Raw genomic sequence first — 22,208 nt, forward strand, 5'->3', positions numbered from 1 at the left:
AATAGCTATAAAATAAATTAATATAAGTATTAGGATTAAATATGAAAAAACTTAATATCATATTTTTTATTTTATTATCACTATTACTTCTATCTTGCAAAGACAAAAACAATTATATTTATGATGAAATCACAATTTTAACTCCAAATTTTGAAAAACAAATCACTGGACCTATAAAAGAAGAAGCCTTATTTTATGAGGAAAATCACAATCTTTATATAAATATAGTAGCTCCTAGTTGGGAAGATATGCCAAATAAAATATCAGAATCATTAAAAGATGAAAATATCAATTATGATGTTTTTGTACTTTTCTCATCTTGGGCAGGCTCCTTATTATCCCAAAATAATGCAGCTGAGATTTCCAAGGAGATAAAAGAAAAATTAGAATGGGAAGATATACTTCCAATATATAAAAAAAATATAATGAAATGGGATAATAAATACTATTTTTTACCTTACGATGGAGATTGTATAATTTTATATTATAGAAAAGATTTATTTGAAAATCCTAAATACAAAAAACTCTTTAAAGAAAAATATAACTATGAACTAAACCCACCAAAAACTTGGAAAGAGTATAGAGATATTGCAGAGTTTTTTAATGGTTGGGACTGGGACAATGATGGTAAAATTGAATATGGTTTTGCAGAGAGTAGAATAAAAGGATATGGTACTACATTCCAATTTTTAACAAAAGCTGCAGCTAAAACAAAATATCCAAAAAACAATTATTACTATTTTGATGAAGATATGAATCCATTGATAAATAGTGAAGGATTTGTTAAATCCTTAGAAGAATTTATTGATATAATGCAATTTGCTCCACCTAATATAAAAAACTATTCCCCTGCTGAAGTTAGAATGAGTTTTATAACTGGACAAGTAGCTATGGCTTTAGATTGGGCAGATATTGGAACAATGGCTAATAATGCTGAAGAATCAATAGTAAAAAACAAAGTTGGATATAGAGAACTACCTGGAAGTAATCAAATATTTAATAATCACACAAAAAAATGGGAATATTTTTATAATGCACCATCATCTATAAATGGAAATTGGGTTATAGTTGTAAATAAAAATTCTAAAAATTTAGATAAAGCTTTTGACTTTGCATCACATATGACATCAAAATCAATTACTACAAAATACGTTACAATAGGTGAATCAGGAATTAATCCATCTAGATTTTCACACCTTGATACTAACAATTTACAAAACTGGACAAAAGATGGTTTTTCCCAAAATGATGCAAAAAGATATTTAGAAACCATTTCAAATGCCCTTTCAAATGAAAATGTTTTAAGTGATTTAAAAATACCAGAAAGTTCTAAATATTATAAAGTAATGGAAAAATATTTAAATCTTGTAATAGAAAAAAATATCTCCCCTAAAAAAGGTCTAGATATGATAGCACAAGAATGGGAAGAGATAACAAATATATATGGTGTTGAAAAACAAAAATCATTTTATAAAGAGGCAATAAATGAGTAATTTTAAAATTAAAGATATTACATTTTATAGCTTTTTATATCTTATAATAGGACTTTTAATTACAAGTGCAATATTGTATTTTTCTTTAACAAAAATTAAAAATCTTAACAATCAAATTGCAGAACTAACATTAATACAAAATAGTTTTTTACAAATGAAAGTTAACAGTGAAAACCTATTAATTACTTCTGAAATACAACATAAGAAAGAGGAATGGATAAAATCAGTTAAAAAATTTGATAAGGATTTAAATAATATTAATTTCTTAAATAAAAACAAAGTAGAAACATTATGGTATCCAACAAAAAAAGAGATTAATGAAATCTACAATTTATTAAACAATAATTTTTTATCCTCATTTCATCTGGAACAAAAACCTTTACTTGCCTTAAAAGGTGAACTATTTATATTAAAAGATAAAAATGAACAATTTAATATAATTAATCTACTAATCAAAAAAATTGATTTTCTAACTCAATATGAAAAATTGATTTTTGAAGAATTTAAAAGAGTTCAAAAAAATGAAAAAGCATATATTAATGAACAAATCAATACAACAATATATTACACATTATTTTTTGTATTTTTTACGATTATAAGTATTTTAGTAATAATAAATATATTAAATAAAAAAATATTTAAGATTGAATCAGAGCTTTTAGATACACAAAAAAGTTTAGAAAAAAAAGTAATAGAGATAAAAGAATCAAAAATATTAATACAAAATATTATAGATTCTGTACCTGCCGCAATTTTTTGGAAAGATATAAATAATCGATATTTGGGAGTAAATAAATATATCTTAAATAATGCAGGTTTAAATTCACCCTTTGAAATGATAGGAAAAACTGATTACGATATGCCTTGGGCTAAAACTCAAGCAAAAGACTATATAGAAGATGATAAAAAAGTGATTCAAAGTGGAAAATCTAGACTTCAGATAGAAGAAGAACTTACCCAAGAAGATGGTTCGACTATCCATGTAATTACATCTAAAGTACCATTAAAGAATACAAAAAATGAAGTTATTGGTGTACTTGGAGTATTTATGGATATAACAGAAAAAAGAGATTTAGAAGAGTCCTTAAATAGAAAAGATAAACTTTTAACCCAACAATCTAAAATGGCTTCATTAGGTGAGATGTTAGAAAATATTGCCCATCAATGGAGACAGCCTTTATCATTGATTCTAAGTACTTCTAGTGGAATAAAATTAAAAAAAGAATTTGGACAACTTGATGATAAATTTTTATTAGAATCTATTGAAAATGTTAATGTAGCAGTTGAGCATTTAAATCAAACAATTCAGGATTTTAGAGATTACTTAAAACCAGAAAAAATGCAGAGATATTTTAATTTAGAAAAAGTAATAGATAAATCATTAATACTATTACAATCAAAAATTAAAAACAATTTGATTGAAGTTGAAATGAATATAAATGCAAAAGATGCATATGGTTTTAAAAATGAATTTATTCAAGTATTACTTAATATACTAAATAATGCTGTAGAAGAATTAGAAAAAAAACAAAAAATAAATAAACTTTTAGTAATCGAAACAAATGAATTAAAAAATTGTAAAGGTTTAATTAATGATAATATTTGTGAATTTAATTGTGTTCAAATAAAGATTTATGATAATGCAGGGGGAATTCCTGAGGATATTATTGAAAATATATTTAACCTTTATTTTACAACTAAAGGGGAAAAAGGTACAGGAATTGGATTATATATGTCTAAAGAGATGATTAAAGATCACATGAAAGGCTCAATTAGTGTTTCTAATAAAGAGTTTACCTATAAAAATGATACATATAAAGGTGCTGAATTTATTATAACCATACCTTCACAAAAATATGACTAACTCTATTTTATATAAACAATATAGTTATTGATTTTCTCTTCTAATCTTTTAGATAAGTATAAATTACAATTTTTTAAACATGATAATATAAATTTTGATTCTTTATGATAATTAAATATTTCTAAACCTTCCCATGACTCTGGAGGCTTTTGTAAATTCACTATTCTATCAGCAAGTTTTACCATTTGAATCTCATATGGTTGTGTTAACAACCTATTAATACTTTCAGCCATTTGTTCTTTTTTTGAAAGTGTGAAATCTTTAGTTAAAGCTTCTACTCCCTCTGCAACTTCAGGTGAAAATTCAGTATATAAATCATCATAAGTTACATCTGTATCTTCAATTGTATCATGAAGTAAAGCTACAGTTATAGCAATATCTGCTTTTTTATCTTCAAGTTGTGATTCTATGCAAGCATGCATAACTTCCATAGCAACAGAAGTCAAATGTGTCAAATAAGGTAAGTCATGTGGAGTTTTTTGTTCACCATGTGCTTTTGCTGCAAAATTTAAAGCTTTTAAATATTTATCTTGACTAAACATTATTTTTCTTCCTTCTTTTCTTCTTTTTTCTGTCCTGCATTTGTATTTATCTTAGGCATTACAGGTTTTGCATTTTTTGAAAATTCTATTAAATCTTCTGCAGTTTTAACACTACTATTTAAATACTTAAGAGACTCTTCTAATATATATGTAGTACTTAAAGCATCACTATACGCTCTATGATGATTATCTATATCTATTTTTAGAAGTTCTTTTAAAAAGCTAAGACCATATCTCTCTGCTTTTATTGTTCTTCTAGCTAAATCTATTGTACAAAGTTTTCTATTTTCAAGTATTCCTAAATCATATTTATTTAAAGAATTTGATATAAAATTGTAATCAAATTTAATATCATGTGCAACAAAAACATCATCTTCTAAAAAAAGCTTAAACTCTTTTAAAACTCTTTGTAAATCAGGTGCATCTTCTAACATCTCTGGCTTAATATTTGTAACTTCTTGAATATACTCTGGAATAGTCTTAGCATAAACTAAAGATTCAAACTTATCAATAATTTGACCACCTTTATATTTAACAGCACCTAATTCAATTATTTGGTGTCCCCTACTTACATGTGAACCATTTGTTTCAATATCTACAATACAAAATGTTTGTTCAGATATTAAGGTTTTTGTAGTTTTTAAAATAACTTTATCATTTTCTATTTCAAGGGGTAAACCATTTGTTAGAAGTAATTCAAACTCTAATTCTGCAGAATCAAAAAACCTCTCTTTATTTTTTGTCAATTCTAAAAGAAAATCATCAAAAGAGATAGGATGTTTTTTTAACTTTTCTACAAGTTTTACTGAAAAAGGGTTTGTTTTTTTATATTTCATTGGCTGCTTTTACAAAATTAAACATTTTTTGTTTATCTTTTTTACCTTTTGTTTTTTCTACAGCAGAACTGACATCTACTCCATAAAAATTGTAAGGTTTTAACTCTTTTAAGTTTTCTTCACTTAAGCCACCAGCTAAAACAAATGTTGAACAATCAACATTTTCAAACCATTCTAGTGCAACACGTTTACCAGAACCTCCAAAGCTTTCAACAAAAGCATCAATTAAAACATATGAGTTTTGATTATTTATAATATCTTCTTTAGCCTTTGCTCTTACAACTTTTATATATTTATATGAAAGTTTTGAAAAATCTGTGTAATTATCGTCATCAATTATTTGAGCTAGTTGCATTTTTGCTTCAGAACAAATACTATTTATAGTCTCAAAATCTTCATTAACAAAAAGTCCAACTGCTTGGACAAAAGGTGGCAAAGACTCAACTATTTTTCTAGCTTCCAAAGGTTTAATATATCGAGGACTTTTTTCATAAAAAACAAACCCTAATGCATCTACTCCAGCTTCAATTGCATCTAAAGCATCATTTAGGTTAGTTATTCCACAAATTTTTGTTCTCATATTATACCTGTAATGATTTTATAGCTTTACTGTAATCTTCATTTCCAAAAACATATGAACCAGCAACAACAACATCAACTCCAGCATCTTTAAGCTCGTGAATATTTTTATCATTTACTCCACCGTCTACTTCAATTAAACAGGCTGGGTTTCTTTTATTAATCAATTCTTTTAATTTTTTTGCTTTTTCAACAACACTTGGAATAAATTTTTGTCCACCAAATCCTGGATTTACTGACATCAATAAAACCATATCTAAATCTTCAAGTAAATATTCAATACTTTCAGGCGTTGAGTGTGGGTTTAAAACTATTGCAGGTTTAATTCCAAAGCTTCTAATTTTTTGAATTAATCTGTGAGGGTGTTTTTCACTCTCAATGTGAAATGAGATATATTCAGGTTTTAAAGGAGCAAAAAGCTCTACAAAAAACGTATTATTTTCAACCATTAAATGTACATCAAGAGGTTTTGTTGCAACTTTTGCAACTGGATTAACAACAACAGGACCTAAAGTCATATTAGGAACAAAATGTCCATCCATAACATCAACATGAATAAAATCACAACCACCATCACAAATAGCTGTTATCTCTTCATTTAGTTTTCCAAAATCTGCTGATAATATTGAGGGTGCTACTAGCATTAATAACCTTTTTTTATTAAATTATCGCGATTATACTATTTTATTGTTTTATTTTTCTTTTTATAAATTAACTATAGCAGAAGAATAAACATATCTATTCCTTATTAAATGATTATTTTTTTTAAAAGGTATCATTTTTTTCTATTAAATTTAGCGAAAATATTACTATTAGAATACCCTTATTTGTTATTCTTACGAAATTATTTAAAAAAGAAAAATATAATAAGGAGCACAATTATGTTTGGTTTTGGTAAAAATGAAGAACAATCAGGAAGATTATCTGCAATGGAAGAAAACTTTGCAATTATTTCTTTTAAACCTGATGGAACTATATTACATGCAAATAAAAATTTTTTAAATGCATTGGGTTATAACTTAGAAGAGATTGTTGGTCAACATCACAAAATGTTTTGTGATAAGACTTATATATTATCAAATGAATATTCAAATTTTTGGAAAAGTTTAGCAGAAGGTAAATCACAAATTGATGAATTTGAAAGATTTAGAAAAGATGGAAGTTCAATTTGGATTCAAGCATCTTATACACCAGTAAAAGATAAAAATGGGAAAGTTACAAGAGTTGTTAAGTTTGCACAAGATATTACTGATTCAAAAAAAGTTATAAATGCAGTAAAAGAATCTATTGATATAGCTAAATCAGGAATTATGAAACAAAAGATAACACATACAACAACAAATGAAGCAATTGAAGAACTAAAAAATGGAATAAATGAGTTATATAAAATTGTATCAGAAAAAGTATCAGGAGATTTAAATAAAATATCTAACGCTTTAAACTCTTTTCAAGAATTAGATTTTACCCATAGAATAGATGATGAAGGGGAAACAGCTATAGGTCTAAATAATCTTGCAAATGTAGTAAATGAAATGTTAGTAGAGAACAAAGCAAATGGATTAACCCTTGATGATAGTTCGAATATTTTACTTACTAATGTAAATACATTAAATCAAAATTCAAATGAATCTGCTGCATCTTTAGAAGAAACTGCTGCTGCATTAGAAGAGATTACAAGTAACATATCATTAAATACTCAAAATGTAATAAAAATGGCAGAATTTGCAAATCAAGTTACTAATTCTGCAAATGAAGGTAAAGACTTAGCACAACAAACAACAACAGCAATGAATGAGATAGATGAAGAAGTAAATGCAATAAATGAAGCAATAACAATAATAGATCAAATTGCTTTCCAAACAAATATCTTATCTCTAAATGCAGCTGTTGAAGCAGCAACTGCAGGTGAAGCTGGTAGAGGGTTTGCAGTTGTAGCCCAAGAGGTTAGAAATCTAGCAGCTAGAAGTGCTGAAGCAGCAAAAGTTATAAAAAATCTAGTTGAAAATGCAACAACAAAAGCAAATAGTGGAAAAGAAATATCTAATAAAATGATTGAAGGATATAACGGCTTAACAGAAAATATATCAAAAACAATTGAGTTAATAGAAAATGTTGAATCTGCTTCAAAAGAGCAAAAGTTTGGGATAGAACAAATTAATGATGCTATCAATAATCTTGATCAGCAAACTCAACAAAATGCTGCAATTGCAACCCAAACGTATGATATAGCAATGCAAACAGATGAAATTGCAAAACTTATTTTAAGTGATGCAAATGAAAAAAATTTTATAGGAAAAGATAGAGTTCAAGCAAAAAACATAGAAGAGCGTCAAGTATCATAAACTAAAAAACAGAGTAATAATATACTCTGTTTTTTATAATTTATTATTTTATAGTATTATTTTCCTTTTTTAGGTACTATTTCATAAGACTAAAATAGGAGATAAAATGAAACAAATAGATAAAATAATATTTTCTTTACTCTTTTTTATTCCATTATTTGCAAATGAACAATTAGATATGCTTTATAAAAAAGCTGATGTTTTTGAAAAAAATGGGGATTATAAAAATGCCTTAGAGATATATAAAGAGATAGCGTTAAAAGAAAAAAACTCAAGTAGAACATACTTTGATGAAGAAAAAAAGATTGCAAAAGAGATTGCAACTAAGACTTTAGATAAAATTGAAGATAAAGAAACAGAACAAACTATTCAACAAATACTTGCAAGTGCTTTTAACCTATATCCATATGAGGAAAACTATTTTATACCTTTTTCATATGATACAAAAAAAAGAGCTGATAGGAAAAAAGTAGAAGCAAAATTCCAATTAAGTGTAAAAAAACCTATCTTAACTAATTTTTTCAATATGAACGAGAGTATAAACTTTGGATATACCCAAACTTCATGGTGGCAATTATATAAAGACTCTGCTCCATTTAGAGAAACAAACTATAAGCCAGAGATATTTATGACTATACCTTATGGGAAAAGGGATGAAACAGCCTTAAAAGGTTTTAAATTTGGTTTCTTACATGAATCAAATGGACAACCAGGAGATGATTCTAGATCATGGAATAGAATCTATCTTACAACTTATTTTCAAGCAGGAAATCTTTTTATATCTCCAAGGGTATGGTATAGAATCCCAGAAAGTAAAAATGATGACGATAACCCAGACATTGACAAATACTTAGGATATGGGGATTTAACCTTTGCATATGCTTATAAAAGTCATACCTTTAAACTTCTACTTAGAAATAATTTAAGATTTAATGATGATAATAAAGGGTTTGCTCAACTTGATTGGACTTTTCCATTCTTTGGTTCAGATAATACCTTTGGATATATTCAAGCATCAACAGGTTATGGGGATAGTTTAATAGATTATGATAAAGAGGTAAATAGAATTGGATTTGGAATATCTTTATCTAGATAAAGATAAATCCAATCTCTTTTTATTTTATTATTTTATAAATGTATTAATGATTCTTTGTGCATTTTTATATAATCATCATCTAAATCACCAACATACTTATAAAGCTTAACTCCAGCTACTGTAATTGTTGGTTCTAGATCATTTTCAACTTTATTTAAAAACTCTCTTGTTCTATCTAGTTTTTCTATAAAATTTTCTACTCTTGGTGGTAAAAATTAGGACTTATATTCTCTTCATCACAAATAAGCTCACCTGAGTCTTTATTTGAAGATAAAGCAGAACAATCACTACTTATAAAAAATTGATCAAAATATGGAGATATGGGAAACATTCTACATGCTGGCGGTCTTTCTTCATAAATAGAACATCTTCTATCTATAAAATATTTACAGCTTCCCTCACCTCTATTTATAACCATTAACAGTCTTAATTCATTATTTATATATGCAAACTGAATTAAAAAATTTTTATATGCATATTCAATATCTTCTAAAATCAAAGGTGCTAAACTAACTAAAGGTGCACTACAACAATCATTTTGACAATTTTCACATGAACTAAAATATGTTTCACCTACATCTTTTATATTTACAAACACTTGTTTCCTTATTTTTTTATATATAAATAATATCTCAATTACTATTTAATAGATATAATATTACTCTTAAAATATTGTCAATTTCTACAAATTTTGAATATTATAGTTTTTACTGAGATTTTTTATTTTCTAAAAACCAAAGAAAAGAGAATAATAATCCTGGTGTTTTTGCTTTACTTTCATCAAACATAAACTCTTTATAATCTTCTAATGGCAGATATAAAAGTTCAATCTCTTCATCATTTATTCCACCACCTTTATGTTTTCTCATACTTTCATCTATTTTAGCATAATATAAAGTTTGACAACCACCACTTACACCAACATTGGTATAAAAAGAAGTAATTTTTTCAATACAATTTAAAGGTACCTCATATCCACACTCTTCATCAATCTCTTCTTGCACAATTTTTTCTAAAGACTTTTCTTTATCAACTATACCTGCACATAATTCATAAGTGCAAACTTTTGAATTATCATTTAAATAAACAGGTGGTCTAAATTGTTTAACTAATAAAAATGCATTTTTTTCTTCATGAAAAAGCAATACTGCAACTGAATCAAAGCTTTTTACTGCCTCCCAATTTTTTGAGATACCATTTTGTATATATGATATTTTTACAGGATGTACAAACTTTGTGTCCTCTAAATCAGCTGTTTTAAACTCTTCAATTTTGTTATTCATTAAAAACCTTTCGTATATTTTAATTTTATTAGTATAAAATAATAGTAAATTAAATTTTTAAATATACAAAGGTTTTCTAAATGATACTTAAATATACAGGTCCTAAAGAGATGATTTCAGCCCATGGAATAAGTTTTAAAAGTGGTAAAGATGATAAATATACTTATATTTACCCAGCTTTCCAAATATATAAAGCCTTACACCACGATTATGAAAAGGGACATGTTTATTCTCATAATATTGAAGGTAAAAGATTAAATGATGAAGAATTATTAAATGAGATTTTAAAATTAAGACCAGATTTGAATGAGATTTGTAAAATAGAGATAGATAAATTAATTGAATATCTAGATGAAGAGATAGAAAAAACTAAAGAGCATAAAGAGTATACTCAAGAGGAAAAAAGAATTTATAAGAATAATCTAATTATTATGAAAAACTATAGAATTCAAAGAGAAACAAACAAAATTATCTATTATGAATTAATAAAAATTATAGTGGATGATATTTTTAAAAATCAAATAAAAGCTATTAATTCTGTATTTAACGAAAGATTTTGGCATGTATTTCAATCACTGCAAGGGGAATTGTCAAACCATAATCATAGATCAGTAGGTTCAACAATAGACACAGTTCATGATGAAAAAGATATCAAGATACGATTAAATATTAATTCTATAGGGAAATAATTATTTTATTAAAATCTATATAAAAAGTAGAACCTTCATCTACTTTAGATTGTAAAGAGAGCTTTAAACCATAATCATTACAAACTCTTTTTACAATATCTAAACCAATACCAAAGCCACCTTCACTATTTATTCCCCTTTTATATCTTTTGAAAATCTCTTCTTGTTCCTCTTTTGAAATACCTATACCAAAATCTTGTACTGAAAATATTCCATTTTTTAATTTTATACTTATAATTGAACCATTTTTACTATATTTAACGGCATTTGATATAAGATTGTTTATTAGTTTTTGTGTTTTTGTTTTATCCATTAATATTTCAAAATTTTCTAAATCAGTTTCTATTTTAATATTTTTAGTAATAGAGATATCATTAAAAAACTCTACACTTTCGTTTATTAGTGAATCTAAACTAATCTTTTCATCGATATTTTCTTGAAAGTCATTAAAAGCTGAAAAATGTATATCATTGTATATTTGAGAAATTTGTTTTGAACTACTTAAAATATATTTCATCATCTTTTCAGGATTTTTGCCTTTTTTCAACATTGAAACAGAAGTCATAAGAACTGAAACTGGTGTATTTAATTCATGTGCTGAATCTTTGATAAAATTATCTAAATGGGTAACTTTATCTCTAACTGGTTTTAATAATATTCGTGCAAGAAAAATAGCAATTAAACCTACAAATATTGAACTAAAAATAAAAGCTAATACGGTATAAATTCTAAGTTGATCTCTACTTTGAACACCTCTACAAGTCTCCATTACAATATATTTTATTGGTATTCCTACTTCATCTATTTTTGATACGAAATAATGAAAATCACCATTTTCATAAAAATTATTTCTAAATTTTATAAAATCTTTTCCATCTAGATAAGAATATATTACCTTTTTATCTTTATCAAAAAGTGCATATTTAATATCATCCTCTTTAAGTTTTTTTGGTACAAATTTTTTATTATGCATAAAAGAGTTTAATATATCTGTTTTAATATTCATAGAAGCATTATTTAGCTCCATACTGCATGTTTTTTGTAAAGATTCAATCTCATCTTGATAATATATATAAAGTAAAATTCCTATTAGTAATATAGCTGAACCCATATATATTGATAAAAAACTAATTAAAGCTTTTTTTTCATCATTATTCAAATTTATATCCTATGCCTCTTATTGTTTGAATACTATCTTTTCCAAGTATTTCCCTAAGGTTTTTTATATATACTCTTATAGTTGCATCAGTTGGCATCTCTTCATAAACCCAAATATTTTGCAACAATTCTTCACTTGAGATAACTCTACTTTTATGTTTTATAAAATATTTTAAAATATCTCTTTCTTTTTGAGCAATATTTTTTGTAATATTTCCAATTCTAATTTGACAAGTTTCAGGTAAAAAACTTGTTGTTTCATTTATGTTTACTTCATTTGATTGCTCAATATAAAACTGCTTACAAAGCTTCATAATTCGTTGGTCTAATTCTTCTAAATCAAAAGGCTTTTTTATATAATCATCTACACCATTTTCAAAAGATTCTTTTAAATGTTTTGTATCTTGATAAGCTGTTAAAATTATAATTGGTGTTCTATTCTTATAATCATCTCTTAATGTTTTTAAAACCTCAAGACCAGTCATAAGTGGAGTATTTATATCTAATAAAGCTAAATCATATATATTGTCTATTAGGTACTCTAAAGCTTCTTGACCATTTGTACAAAGGGTTACTTCATAACCTTTATCTTCAAGATGTTCATTTAATAAGTCATTTAAAGCTGGGTCATCTTCTAGTAATAAAACTTTCAATATATAATCCTTTAATTAGAAAATTAAAATATTATACAAAAAGTTTGTTTATCAAGTGTGTATTAATGTTTTAACACTTTTTTTATTATATTATAAAGAGTTTTTTCTGCTTCACTTAATGTTTTTCCAAAAGTAACCAATGAGAAATCGTTTCCATCAATAATAAATGAATTATTTAAAAAAGGGTCTACGTTTTCATATAATTCTTCTAATATATCTTTTTTATCTAAATTGTCATAATCAACTTTCAAAGATTCATTACTATACATTACATCCCAAATTTTTTCATTGTTTACAACAATAACAGCTTTTATTTGCATATTTAAATTATAAAGATAAGAGTGAATTAACCATTCACTTGAGGGTTTATTAGGTCCAACACAAAACATTTTTTGTTTATTAAACTCAACTTTTTTTATAAAAGAATAATAGTTTGCATTAAGTTTAGGAAACTCACCAGTATCTTTTCCTGTAATTACAAATGAATTTTTATTTTTATTATATCTTATAGAAGCACTCCCAAAACTAGAGCAATTTGAATAAGAACCAATAAGCCCCAAACAAAAAAGTCTAGACCTAATTTTTTCAATCTTATTACACTCTTTTAGAGCAATCTCTTCTGTTTTTGTATATTTAATTGAATAATCATAGTCTTTCATCATTTAATCCTTAAGTTGAAAGCATGTTATCAACTTAAGGTATCATTTTGATTTCAAAGACTATTTAAAATTATCAAATACTAATGGAGATTTGAATTCAAGGCTTTTTAGGTGTTTCATAATTGTTTGTAAATCATCAATATTTTTTCCAGTAACTCTTATTTCATCACCTTGATTTACTGCTTTTACTTTTAGTTTTAATTTTTTAATTTCAACTTGTATTTGTTTAGCTTCATCAGCTTTAATAGAATCTACAATTGAATATGTAAACTTTCTATTTCCACCTGAACTATCCTCTTTTCTTAACTCTTCTAAAGAGTTTATAGAGATACCTCTTTTGTTCATTTTAGATATTAAAATATCATACATAGCCTCAACTTTATTATCACTTGAAGAGTTCAAAGTAAGAGTTTTAGCACCTTGATTAAAATCAATCTCTTTTGCTATACCTTTAAAATCATATCTATTTTCAATCTCTTTTTGAGTTTGTACAACTGCATTTTTCATCTCTTGAAGATCTAATTTTGCAGAGATATCAAAGCTGTGTTCTTTTGCCATTATAAATCCTGTTTTTAAATATTTATTTTTATTATAAGAAAATGTAAGTTTTAAAAGAGTTAAAAAGGGGCAAATCCCCTTTTTATTTAAATTATATGGTCGTCTTTTCTTGGTTGTGGTAAGATTAAATTTAAAACAATACCTGTAATTGCTCCAAGTCCAATACCAGAAAAAGGAACTCCACCAAAGTTAAATGTCATTCCACCAATTGAAAATACTAAAATTATTGAGATAATAATAAGATTTCTAGGACAATTAAAATCTATATTTGCTCTAACTAATGTTGAGATACCAACACTTGCAATAATTCCAAATAGCAATAACATAATTCCACCCATTACAGGAACTGGAATAGTAGCTAATATACCACCTAATTTACCTACAAATGCAAGAATTACAGCTGTAATTGCTGCCCAAGTCATAATTGCAGGATTATATGCTTTTGTAACAGTTACTGCACCTGTTACTTCTGAATATGTAGTATTTGGTGGACCACCAAATAATGCTGCAACTGAAGTTGCTAAACCATCACCTAATAATGTATTTTTAAGACCCGGCTTTTTTAAATAATCATTTTTTGTAACATTAGAAATAGCTAACATATCCCCAATATGTTCAATAGCTGGTGCAATAGCAATTGGAAGAATAAATAAAATTGCTTGCCAGTTAAATTCTGGAGCAGTAAAACTTGGAATCGCAAACCAAGCTGCGTTAGTTACAGGTGAAAAATCAACTATTCCCATAAATACAGAAACAACATATCCAATAATTATTGCTCCTAAAATAGGAACTAATCTAAAAATACCTTTTGCTAATAAAGAGATAAACATCATTGCAAATAAAGATACCATAGATACTATAATTGCACTTTCAAATGGCACTATAACAATTGCACCATCTCCTGATTTACCCATAGCCATGTTTACAGCTGCAGGAGATAAAATAAGACCAATAGACATAATAACTGGACCAACAACAGTTGCAGGTAATAATCTATGAATAAATCCATCACCTTTTAATCTAATTGCAAAACTAAGTACTACATATAACAAACCAGCTGCAATAAGCCCTGACATAGTTGCGGCTATTCCCCATGTTTTTACCCCATAAGAAACTGGCGCAATAAATGCAAAAGATGAAGCTAGAAATATTGGCGGAATAGCACCTCTATTTACTAGTTGAAAAACTAAAGTACCAATACCTGCTGTAAATAATGCTACATTCGGATCAAGTCCTGTCAAAATAGGAACTAATACTAATGCACCAAAAGCAACAAATAAAAATTGAATACCGATGATTGAGTCTTTGACTCTAAAATTGTAATCTGTAGGTTTCATACGTCCTCTTCGTGTAGAAATTTAGTCTCAAATAATATCTAAACTAACATAAGAGATACGGTAAATAAATGTGTAATTTATAAGCAATTTTTCGATAACATAAAAAAAATTCTAAAAGTGAGACAATATGTATAAAGAGAGTACAAATATTGTAGTTAAACATCTTGTAAATAGATTAAGAGATGTTAGAACTGCATCAAATGAATTTAGATTAACAATAGAAGAGATTTCAAGAATTGTTGCATCTGAAGCATTAAATGATTTTAAAACAATAACAACTAATATTGAAACATGGCAAGGTCCTTTAGATGTAGAGATGATTGAGGTTCAAAAATTAGTTTTAATACCTATTTTAAGAGCTGGGGAACCAATGTTAACAGGTATTTTAAGAACACTACCATATGCTAGAAGTGGATTTTTAGCTATGAAAAGAGATGAAGAAACAGCTGAAAGTAAACTATTTTATGAAAATGTACCACCATTGGAGGACAAAACTGTTTTACTTCTTGATCCAATGGTAGCAACTGGAGGTTCATTAATTGATGGTATCACTTATTTAAAATCTAAAGGAGCTAAAAAAATTATCTCTTTAAACATTTTAGGTGCACCTGAAGGGGTAAATGCAGTAGTTGAAGCACACCCTGATGTAGATATCTATATTGCACAAATAGATGATAGATTAGATGAAAACAAATATATTAGACCAGGTCTTGGTGATGCTGGTGATAGAGCATTTAATACAAACTAAAGATAATCAAGTGGATTTGGGTACTTATACCTAAATCCTAAACTTTCGATTTTACTTCCATCTATAATTCTATTAGGATAATCTTTTTTATCTTTGAAAATAATCTTCGTAAAACCTTCTTTTATGGCATTATGAGTGTAAATCTCTTTTTTTGTTGGATGGTTTTTTGAACATAAATTAAAAATACCATTTATATTATTTTCAATTACAAATTTTACTGCTTCAATTGCATCATCTCTATGGACATAATTAACTTTTGAATCTTCACAGTCTAAAGTTTTCCCTGCAAAATATCTTCCTGCAACTCTATTATATCCCATAAGTCCAGAACATCTAAAGATTACATCTGTTTTTGATTTAACTAATTCTTCTGCTTTATATACTAAAGATGAATTTAACTCACACAATAGTGAATCCTCATCATATATTCCCTCTTTATTTGAATATATTGAAGTTGAACTGATAAATATTACTTTTTGATTTTTAAGTTTTATTTTTGAGTAGATTTTATCTAAAAAATTAATATAATTTTTTGATTTTCTAGGTGGAAAGTTTATAAATATATAATCAGTATCTAATAAAGAATCTAAGTTTTCCAAATTATCTTCATCTAATAAATGAGGGATTAATCCCTCACCTAACATAAGTTTTTCTTTCTCCAAAGTTCTAATAGATACTTTTACTTTATAATTAGTTTTAAGCTCTTTTGCTAAAGCTAAGCCCAACCATCCAGTACCTAAAATAGAAAAAGTTTTCATTATTCTTTTTTATCTTTTAATTCTTTTACTTCTTCTCTTAAAATTTTTATTTCTGAAAGTAAAGTATCTAATTTTTTACTATCTTCATGCATCTCATCGTGAAAATCAGATTCTTGAATCTTTTGCATTTCCCCAATAATAACTGCAACAAAAAGATTGAAAAATACAAATGCTGCAATAATAACAAAAGATACAAAGTATATCCATGCCCAAGGATAAACCTCCATAGCCTCATACATTACATCTGTCCAATCTTCAAAAGTTAATACTCTAAACAAGGTAAGCATTGAAACTAAGAAATCCTTCCATAAACCAGATGGTAGTTCACTAAAATAGAAGTTTCCTACAATAGCATATATATAGAAAATGATAAACATCAATATAACAATATCAATAATTGAAGGAATTGCTCTAATTAACATATCTATAATTGCTTTTAATTCAGGCCTTGCAGTAAATAGTCTTAATACCCTAAATACTCTTAATACCCTTGCAACTGCTGCAAATCCTGATTGCTCTAAAGGTAAAAGAGTAATAACAACAATAACAAAATCAAAAACATTCCAGCCAGATTTAAAAAAGTTTATAAACTTTTTCTCTGCAACCATTTTTATAGCTATCTCAAATACGAAATATATTGTCACAAAAGAATCAGCAAAAGTTAAAAATAAAGCATAATGCTCTTCAACTTCACCAATTGTTTTAAAACCTAATACTGAAGCATAGGCTAAAATTATAAAAGTTGTTAGATTAGAAAACCATCTAGCATCTCTAATCTCTTCAATCTTTTGAATAATTCCCATTTATTAACCTCTTAAAATAGAATAAGCTAAAGTAAGCCATCCAATAATCATAAGTGTTCCACCTATTGGAGTAATAGCACCTAATACTGGAATATTTAAAATAACTAAAAGATATAGTGAAAAAGAGAAGATTATCATACCAATCAAAATTAACCATGCAGCAACTACACTTTTCTTTGAATCTGGTTTTAAATAGATTACAAAAGAGGCTGCAAAAAGTCCCAAGGTATTGTAAAATTGATATTCTACTCCGGTATGATAAACAACTAACATCTCAGGACTAACTAAAGATTTTAAACCATGTGCACCAAAAGCACCAATAGCTATGGCTAAAGCCATCATTATTGAAGCTATAGTTAAAAATTGATTTACTTTTTTATTATCTGTCATATATACTTCCTAAATTTTTTTGGAAGTATATCAAAAATTTTGTTGAAAATTTATTTAAGTTTTTTTATAAAAAGTTTTATAAAAGCTATTGTTATTTTTTATCTTTCTTTTTAGATGAGAATCCTGCACCCTTTTTCTCTTTTTTCTTTAAATCTAACTCATCCATTAACTCTCTAAAATCCATACCCTCTTGATTCATCTTAGCAAAACAGGCTGCAACAGCTGCGATTGCATTTGGTACCTCTTCTTTTTTCTTATATGCTTGGATATTTTTTTCACTAACTTTTATTAAAGCTGTGAATTTAGGAATTGTTAATTCAGCATCAAGTAATAATTTTTTAAATTCTATAAATGTCATATTCTCGTCCATATATAATTAAGATTTAAATATTATACAATATAAATACTTGAATTTTTAAAAAAACGGTAGCAAATATGTATAAAATACATATTTTATAGATAATAAGTAGAAAATAGGTTAAACCTATTTTCTATTTTACATCAACTTCCCAGAAGAAATCGATCCAACCTTTAGCTTCTTTTACTGCATAGTCAGGTTGTAAACAAGCAGTCTTTTTATAAAATATTGTTGCAAGTTTAAATTCTACTTTAGGGAATTTTTCTGCTAAGAGTTTTAAAATCTCTTCCATAGTTTCTCCTGAGTCAACAATATCATCAATTATTAAAACTCTTTTTGCATGGGATACATCTGGAATATTAAAAATATTAAAACTATTTAGTTTTAATTCTCCCTCATAATGAATAGAATTTAATGAATATAAATTTCTCATATCCAAGGCCTGAGACATCAAGTGCGCAAGAGTTAATCCTCCTCTTGCTATTGCTAATAAAATATCTGGTTCATAATCCCTACACTTATCAACTAAAACTTGAGTATCTTTTGCGAACTCATCGTAACCATAATAATATTTTTCCAAAAAACTTCCTTATAAAATAAATGCTAAAGCACTTATGAATGTAATAACAAAAATTCCAAGATTTAAATCTGAAGTTTGTTTTTTAGCGAACTTAATAATTGTAAAGATAAGAAAACCTGCTGCTATACCATTTGTAATAGAGAAAGTTAACGGCATCAAAATTACAATTAAAAATGCACCTGCACTTGTTGCTAAATCTGAATCCTCAAAATTTATTTTACCTAATTCTGTAAACATCAACACCCCAACTACAACTAATACTGGATAAATTGCATTTCCAGGTACTGCTTTAAATAATGGCAATAAAAATAGTGTAGTTACAAAAAACATTGCAGTAAATACTGCTGTAAGACCAGTTCTACCACCCTCTTCAACACCACTTGCACTTTCAATAAAAGCAGTTGTTGTTGAAACTCCAAGTAAAGAACCAGCAGTTGTTGCAATAGCATCTGCTTCTAAAGTTTTTTGTAAAGATTTATCATCTTTATTGTTTTCTTGAAAAAGATTTGCTCTTGTACCAACACCTGTTAGAGTACCTAAAGTATCAAACATATCTGTAATTAAAAATGTAATAATTACAGGTAATAATGACAATGTCAATGCACTAGTTATATCAAGCTCAAATACAATTGGACTAATTGATGCAGGAGCAGAAACTATACCTTCAGGAAGTGTACCAATTCCAAAACTCCAACCAACAATTGATGTAACAGCAATAGCTAAAATAAATGCTCCTTTAACTCTATATGCATATAAAGTAAAAGAAAGAATAAGTCCTAAAACTCCTAAAAGAACATTTGGATTTGAAAAATCACCAAGCGACACAAGAGTAGCAGGGTTATCAACTATCATTCCCATTTGTTTTAAACCAATAAATGCGATAAATGAACCAATACCAGCACTAATTGCTCTTCTTAAGTTCATAGGAATTGAAGTCATAATCCAAACCCTAAAATTGGTAAACGACAGAATCATAAACAAAATACCAGATAAAAATACTATACCTAATGCAGTTTGCCAAGGTATTTTCATACCAAGAACTAATCCATATGAAAAGTATGCATTTAGTCCCATACCAACTGACATAGCTATTGGAGTATTTGCCCATAAACCACTAAATAGTGTTGCAAGAATAGTAATTAATGCTGTTGCAGTAACAACTGCATCCATTGGTAAACCCGCATCTGCTAGGATAAATCCATTTACAGGAACAATATACATCATTGTTAAAAAGGTAGTAAACCCTGCACTAAGCTCAGTACCTACGCTTGTGTTATGTTCTTTTAGTTTAAACATAATCTTGTCCTTCTTTTTTCGATATTAAGAGATAATTGTACTTAATCTAAGGTTTATTTATACTAAAAAAGTGTATAAAATGTATAACTTACATAAATAAAAAGAGCAACTAATTATGAATATTACCAATGAATGTGTTAACTGTATAATTTATCAAATAGAAAAGGCAACAAAAGTATTAAACCTCGACGAAGAGCTTTCAAAATCAATTATGAAAGAGGTTAGAAAAAGAGCTGAAAACTTCTCTTTTGATGATACTCCTCCATTTGTTGCAAAAGATGTATATCAATATTTGGCAAAACGAACAAATCTAAATGACCCACTTGAAGAGATAAAACAATTATCAATCAAACAAGCAACTACATATATTCCATTTATAGAAAAAAGGTTGGAAAAAAGTGAAGATAAACTTTTTACAGCAATTAAAGCTGCTGTAGCAGGAAATGTTATTGATTTTTCAACAAAAAAAGAGTTTAGTTTAGATGAAGAGATAAATTCAATATTTGAAACTTCTTTTGCAATAAATGATTATAAGATTTTTAAAAAAGAACTTGAAAAAACAAACTCTATCATAATACTTTCAGATAATGCAGGTGAAAATGTATTTGATAAAATTTTAGTAAAAACAATTAAAGCCCTTTATCCTAAACTTACCATCTATTACGCTACAAGAGATAAACCAATTATAAATGATATAACAACAAAAGAGGCATATCAGATAGGTATTGATAAATACTGTGAAGTGATTAGCACAGGTGTAGATACACCAGGACTAGAAAAAAAACAAGCCTCAAAAGAATTTTTAGAATTGTTTGATAAAACACCACTAATATTATCTAAAGGTATGGGAAACTTTGAGTGTTTAGAAAGTTATAAAGATAAAAAAATATTCTTTCTATTTAAAGTAAAATGTGAAGTTGTAGCAAATACTATTTCAAGAAACTTAGGAGAAATAGTATTAAAAAGAGGATAACTTTAAGCTATCCTCTTTTTTAAGAAAGTAATTTAGCTAACTTTTGAACACCCTCTTCTATTTGTTCAAATGTTGAATTGGTAAAATTAAACCTAGCTTCTTTTGAATCTCTGTTATCATGGAAAAAAACTTTTGCAGGTACAAAAGCCACGTCTTGTTCTAAGGCTTTTTTCGCCAATTCAAAAGAATTCTCTTCGAATGAACCATAAATAAACATTCCACCCTTTGGTCTTTCAAATTTAAAACTTGGAATATATTTTTCAAAACAATCAGCCATAAACTTCATTTTTGATTGATATTCAGCTCTTACAAGTTTTATATGTTCAAACACATCAAACTCTTCCATATATTCATTTAATATCATTTGATTAAATGTAGAAGTGTGTAAATCAATTGCTTCTTTACATACCATCATTTGTTCAATCATCTCTTTTTTTGCTCTAATCCAACCTACTCTAAATCCAGGTGCAACAATTTTTGAAAATGAACCTAAATGGAAACTTTTTTCATATAAAGCACTAATTGGTTTTCTAATAACACCATCAAAATCGATTAAAGAATAAGCTCCATCTTCTATAAAATAGCATTGTTTTTTATTTAAGATTTTTGCTACTTCTTCTCTTCTTTCTTGCTCTACAACTCTACCTGTAGGGTTTGTAAAATCACTCATTGCATAAAGTCCATTTGAAGTGTTTAATCTATTTTCTAAATCGTCTAAATCCTCAAATGATTTAATATCTAAATCTAATACTTTATAAGCACTTAAAGCACCAATATATGTAGGTCTTTGCACATATAATTCTTTATTTAAAAATGATTTAGCAATAATATCAAAAGCTTGTTGACTACCTGTTGTTATTAATATCTCATCTTTATTTGTTGGAAAATCAAATTTCTCAGTATAGATTTGTGCAATTTTTTCTCTCAGACCTTCGACTCCTTGTGATTTTGAGTATTGTAAGCATAACTTATTTTCTAATACTTTATTTGTAGCTACTTTTAAATCCTCAATAGGAAATAGGTTTTCATTTGGTAAACCACCTGCAAAAGAGATTGTTCTTTCATTTATTGCATCTAATATCTGTCTGATATATGATCTCTCAACTTTTTTCATTGTACTGTCCCTTAAAAAATTTCATAATTATATTAGAATTTAAAAATTAAATCTTTATCTCAAATTTCAAAATATTTGTCTTATATTGCTATTTTCGAT

The 22,208-nt window shown here is 26.9% G+C and carries 24 protein-coding genes and 1 pseudogene; 7 read left to right on the top strand and 18 right to left on the bottom strand.

Features of this window, described 5'->3' with window-relative positions; genetic code table 11:
• The first annotated feature begins 41 nt into the window (after positions 1-41).
• Positions 42-1,493 carry an extracellular solute-binding protein gene (locus ACKU3H_RS13780; protein ID WP_320034449.1) on the top strand — a complete coding sequence of 484 codons (1,452 nt, stop codon included), beginning with the start codon at positions 42-44 and terminating at the stop codon, positions 1,491-1,493.
• A complete protein-coding gene (locus tag ACKU3H_RS13785; protein ID WP_320034450.1) occupies positions 1,486-3,357 on the top strand; it encodes an ATP-binding protein in 1,872 nt (623 codons plus the stop codon). Before ACKU3H_RS13780 ends, ACKU3H_RS13785 begins: the two co-directional genes overlap by 8 nt.
• Before the next feature lie 2 nt (positions 3,358-3,359).
• On the opposite strand, the gene ACKU3H_RS13790 is transcribed toward ACKU3H_RS13785, so the two are convergent.
• Genes ACKU3H_RS13790 through rpe form a run of 4 tightly spaced genes read right to left on the bottom strand, consistent with a single transcriptional unit; the run spans position 3,360 to position 5,958 of the window.
• Complete coding sequence (locus ACKU3H_RS13790) at positions 3,360-3,899, bottom strand: HD domain-containing protein (RefSeq protein ID WP_320034451.1); 540 nt, start codon at positions 3,897-3,899, stop codon at positions 3,360-3,362.
• Positions 3,899-4,735, bottom strand: a complete 837-nt coding sequence (locus ACKU3H_RS13795; protein WP_320034452.1) for a 3'-5' exonuclease — start codon at positions 4,733-4,735, stop codon at positions 3,899-3,901. Before ACKU3H_RS13795 ends, ACKU3H_RS13790 begins: the two co-directional genes overlap by 1 nt.
• Complete coding sequence (locus tag ACKU3H_RS13800) at positions 4,725-5,315, bottom strand: phosphoribosylanthranilate isomerase (RefSeq protein ID WP_320034453.1); 591 nt, start codon at positions 5,313-5,315, stop codon at positions 4,725-4,727. The genes ACKU3H_RS13795 and ACKU3H_RS13800 overlap by 11 nt, the downstream gene beginning before the upstream one ends.
• A 1-nt stretch (position 5,316) precedes the next feature.
• Positions 5,317-5,958, bottom strand: a complete 642-nt coding sequence (gene rpe / locus ACKU3H_RS13805; protein WP_320034454.1) for a ribulose-phosphate 3-epimerase — start codon at positions 5,956-5,958, stop codon at positions 5,317-5,319.
• A gap of 285 nt (positions 5,959-6,243) precedes the next feature.
• Between rpe and ACKU3H_RS13810 the strand changes: the two are divergent.
• A pseudogene (locus ACKU3H_RS13810) lies at positions 6,244-7,641 on the top strand (methyl-accepting chemotaxis protein); the annotation flags it as partial.
• Between the two features lie 121 nt (positions 7,642-7,762).
• Positions 7,763-8,752 carry a phospholipase A gene (locus tag ACKU3H_RS13815; protein WP_320034455.1) on the top strand — a complete coding sequence of 330 codons (990 nt, stop codon included), beginning with the start codon at positions 7,763-7,765 and terminating at the stop codon, positions 8,750-8,752.
• Positions 8,753-8,948: 196 nt separating this feature from the next.
• Here ACKU3H_RS13815 and ACKU3H_RS13820 read toward each other — a convergent pair whose 3' ends face one another.
• Together ACKU3H_RS13820 and ACKU3H_RS13825 are read right to left on the bottom strand one after the other, a co-directional pair.
• Positions 8,949-9,350, bottom strand: a complete 402-nt coding sequence (locus ACKU3H_RS13820) for a YkgJ family cysteine cluster protein (protein WP_320034456.1) — start codon at positions 9,348-9,350, stop codon at positions 8,949-8,951.
• A gap of 109 nt (positions 9,351-9,459) precedes the next feature.
• Positions 9,460-10,035, bottom strand: coding sequence for an NUDIX hydrolase (locus ACKU3H_RS13825; protein WP_320034457.1), 576 nt, complete (start codon positions 10,033-10,035; stop codon positions 9,460-9,462).
• 80 nt (positions 10,036-10,115) lie between these two features.
• Here ACKU3H_RS13825 and ACKU3H_RS13830 point away from each other — a divergent pair, with 80 nt between their 5' ends.
• Positions 10,116-10,724 carry a hypothetical protein gene (locus ACKU3H_RS13830; protein WP_320034458.1) on the top strand — a complete coding sequence of 203 codons (609 nt, stop codon included), beginning with the start codon at positions 10,116-10,118 and terminating at the stop codon, positions 10,722-10,724.
• Here the strand turns inward: ACKU3H_RS13830 and ACKU3H_RS13835 are convergent.
• The 5 genes from ACKU3H_RS13835 to ACKU3H_RS13855 all read right to left on the bottom strand — a co-directional run bounded on the left by ACKU3H_RS13835 (position 10,711) and on the right by ACKU3H_RS13855 (position 15,089).
• Positions 10,711-11,883: a HAMP domain-containing sensor histidine kinase gene (locus ACKU3H_RS13835; RefSeq protein ID WP_320034459.1), complete on the bottom strand. Its 1,173-nt coding sequence runs from the start codon at positions 11,881-11,883 to the stop codon at positions 10,711-10,713. The two genes, ACKU3H_RS13830 and ACKU3H_RS13835, sit on opposite strands and share 14 nt — an antisense overlap.
• On the bottom strand, positions 11,876-12,535 hold the full coding sequence (locus ACKU3H_RS13840; RefSeq protein WP_320034460.1) for a response regulator transcription factor: 660 nt from the start codon (positions 12,533-12,535) through the stop codon (positions 11,876-11,878). The genes ACKU3H_RS13835 and ACKU3H_RS13840 overlap by 8 nt, the downstream gene beginning before the upstream one ends.
• A gap of 62 nt (positions 12,536-12,597) precedes the next feature.
• The gene (locus tag ACKU3H_RS13845; RefSeq protein WP_320034461.1) at positions 12,598-13,194 is read right to left on the bottom strand and encodes a hypothetical protein; all 597 of its coding nucleotides are present in this window, start codon (positions 13,192-13,194) and stop codon (positions 12,598-12,600) included.
• A 60-nt stretch (positions 13,195-13,254) separates the two neighbouring features.
• A complete protein-coding gene (locus tag ACKU3H_RS13850; protein WP_320036484.1) occupies positions 13,255-13,755 on the bottom strand; it encodes a YajQ family cyclic di-GMP-binding protein in 501 nt (166 codons plus the stop codon).
• An 83-nt stretch (positions 13,756-13,838) separates the two neighbouring features.
• Positions 13,839-15,089, bottom strand: coding sequence for a uracil-xanthine permease family protein (locus tag ACKU3H_RS13855; protein WP_320034462.1), 1,251 nt, complete (start codon positions 15,087-15,089; stop codon positions 13,839-13,841).
• A 127-nt stretch (positions 15,090-15,216) separates the two neighbouring features.
• Between ACKU3H_RS13855 and upp the strand changes: the two genes are divergently transcribed.
• Complete coding sequence (gene upp / locus ACKU3H_RS13860) at positions 15,217-15,837, top strand: uracil phosphoribosyltransferase (protein ID WP_320034463.1); 621 nt, start codon at positions 15,217-15,219, stop codon at positions 15,835-15,837.
• Here upp and ACKU3H_RS13865 read toward each other — a convergent pair.
• From ACKU3H_RS13865 to ACKU3H_RS13890, 6 genes are all read right to left on the bottom strand, one after another.
• Positions 15,834-16,595, bottom strand: a complete 762-nt coding sequence (locus tag ACKU3H_RS13865; protein WP_320034464.1) for a hypothetical protein — start codon at positions 16,593-16,595, stop codon at positions 15,834-15,836. The genes upp and ACKU3H_RS13865 overlap by 4 nt on opposite strands.
• Positions 16,595-17,398: an ion transporter gene (locus ACKU3H_RS13870; RefSeq protein WP_320034465.1), complete on the bottom strand. Its 804-nt coding sequence runs from the start codon at positions 17,396-17,398 to the stop codon at positions 16,595-16,597. Before ACKU3H_RS13870 ends, ACKU3H_RS13865 begins: the two co-directional genes overlap by 1 nt.
• Positions 17,399-17,401: 3 nt before the next feature.
• Positions 17,402-17,788 (bottom strand): DUF423 domain-containing protein, encoded by a 387-nt coding sequence (locus tag ACKU3H_RS13875; protein WP_320034466.1) that lies wholly within the window; start codon positions 17,786-17,788, stop codon positions 17,402-17,404.
• 91 nt (positions 17,789-17,879) lie between these two features.
• The gene (locus ACKU3H_RS13880; RefSeq protein WP_320034467.1) at positions 17,880-18,146 is read right to left on the bottom strand and encodes a hypothetical protein; all 267 of its coding nucleotides are present in this window, start codon (positions 18,144-18,146) and stop codon (positions 17,880-17,882) included.
• 133 nt (positions 18,147-18,279) lie between these two features.
• Entirely contained in the window at positions 18,280-18,726 is a 447-nt protein-coding gene (locus ACKU3H_RS13885; RefSeq protein ID WP_320034468.1) for a phosphoribosyltransferase family protein, read from the bottom strand.
• 9 nt (positions 18,727-18,735) lie between these two features.
• Positions 18,736-20,022, bottom strand: a complete 1,287-nt coding sequence (locus ACKU3H_RS13890) for an NCS2 family permease (protein WP_320034469.1) — start codon at positions 20,020-20,022, stop codon at positions 18,736-18,738.
• 115 nt (positions 20,023-20,137) lie between these two features.
• Between ACKU3H_RS13890 and ACKU3H_RS13895 the strand changes: the two genes are divergently transcribed.
• Positions 20,138-20,995, top strand: coding sequence for an ARMT1-like domain-containing protein (locus tag ACKU3H_RS13895; RefSeq protein WP_320034470.1), 858 nt, complete (start codon positions 20,138-20,140; stop codon positions 20,993-20,995).
• A 19-nt stretch (positions 20,996-21,014) separates the two neighbouring features.
• On the opposite strand, the gene ACKU3H_RS13900 is transcribed toward ACKU3H_RS13895, so the two are convergent.
• Entirely contained in the window at positions 21,015-22,109 is a 1,095-nt protein-coding gene (locus ACKU3H_RS13900) for a PLP-dependent aminotransferase family protein (protein WP_320034471.1), read from the bottom strand.
• Between the last annotated feature and the right edge of the window lie 99 nt (positions 22,110-22,208).

The sequence above is a fragment of the Halarcobacter sp. genome (assembly GCF_963675975.1).
Classification (GTDB): Bacteria; Campylobacterota; Campylobacteria; order Campylobacterales; family Arcobacteraceae; genus Halarcobacter.

Bases quoted from the DNA above. Each gene is read 5' to 3' on its own strand.
- ACKU3H_RS13815 (WP_320034455.1), top strand. From the start codon at position 7,763: ATGAAACAAATAGATAAAATAATATTTTCTTTACTCTTTTTTATTCCA.
- ACKU3H_RS13825 (WP_320034457.1), bottom strand. From the start codon at position 10,035: ATGAATAACAAAATTGAAGAGTTTAAAACAGCTGATTTAGAGGACACA.
- upp (WP_320034463.1), top strand. From the start codon at position 15,217: ATGTATAAAGAGAGTACAAATATTGTAGTTAAACATCTTGTAAATAGA.
- rpe (WP_320034454.1), bottom strand. From the start codon at position 5,958: ATGCTAGTAGCACCCTCAATATTATCAGCAGATTTTGGAAAACTAAAT.
- ACKU3H_RS13830 (WP_320034458.1), top strand. From the start codon at position 10,116: ATGATACTTAAATATACAGGTCCTAAAGAGATGATTTCAGCCCATGGA.
- ACKU3H_RS13855 (WP_320034462.1), bottom strand. From the start codon at position 15,089: ATGAAACCTACAGATTACAATTTTAGAGTCAAAGACTCAATCATCGGT.
- ACKU3H_RS13900 (WP_320034471.1), bottom strand. From the start codon at position 22,109: ATGAAAAAAGTTGAGAGATCATATATCAGACAGATATTAGATGCAATA.
- ACKU3H_RS13800 (WP_320034453.1), bottom strand. From the start codon at position 5,315: ATGAGAACAAAAATTTGTGGAATAACTAACCTAAATGATGCTTTAGAT.
- ACKU3H_RS13845 (WP_320034461.1), bottom strand. From the start codon at position 13,194: ATGAAAGACTATGATTATTCAATTAAATATACAAAAACAGAAGAGATT.
- ACKU3H_RS13790 (WP_320034451.1), bottom strand. From the start codon at position 3,899: ATGTTTAGTCAAGATAAATATTTAAAAGCTTTAAATTTTGCAGCAAAA.
- ACKU3H_RS13880 (WP_320034467.1), bottom strand. From the start codon at position 18,146: ATGACATTTATAGAATTTAAAAAATTATTACTTGATGCTGAATTAACA.
- ACKU3H_RS13780 (WP_320034449.1), top strand. From the start codon at position 42: ATGAAAAAACTTAATATCATATTTTTTATTTTATTATCACTATTACTT.
- ACKU3H_RS13895 (WP_320034470.1), top strand. From the start codon at position 20,138: ATGAATATTACCAATGAATGTGTTAACTGTATAATTTATCAAATAGAA.
- ACKU3H_RS13870 (WP_320034465.1), bottom strand. From the start codon at position 17,398: ATGGGAATTATTCAAAAGATTGAAGAGATTAGAGATGCTAGATGGTTT.
- ACKU3H_RS13890 (WP_320034469.1), bottom strand. From the start codon at position 20,022: ATGTTTAAACTAAAAGAACATAACACAAGCGTAGGTACTGAGCTTAGT.
- ACKU3H_RS13875 (WP_320034466.1), bottom strand. From the start codon at position 17,788: ATGACAGATAATAAAAAAGTAAATCAATTTTTAACTATAGCTTCAATA.
- ACKU3H_RS13795 (WP_320034452.1), bottom strand. From the start codon at position 4,735: ATGAAATATAAAAAAACAAACCCTTTTTCAGTAAAACTTGTAGAAAAG.
- ACKU3H_RS13865 (WP_320034464.1), bottom strand. From the start codon at position 16,595: ATGAAAACTTTTTCTATTTTAGGTACTGGATGGTTGGGCTTAGCTTTA.
- ACKU3H_RS13785 (WP_320034450.1), top strand. From the start codon at position 1,486: ATGAGTAATTTTAAAATTAAAGATATTACATTTTATAGCTTTTTATAT.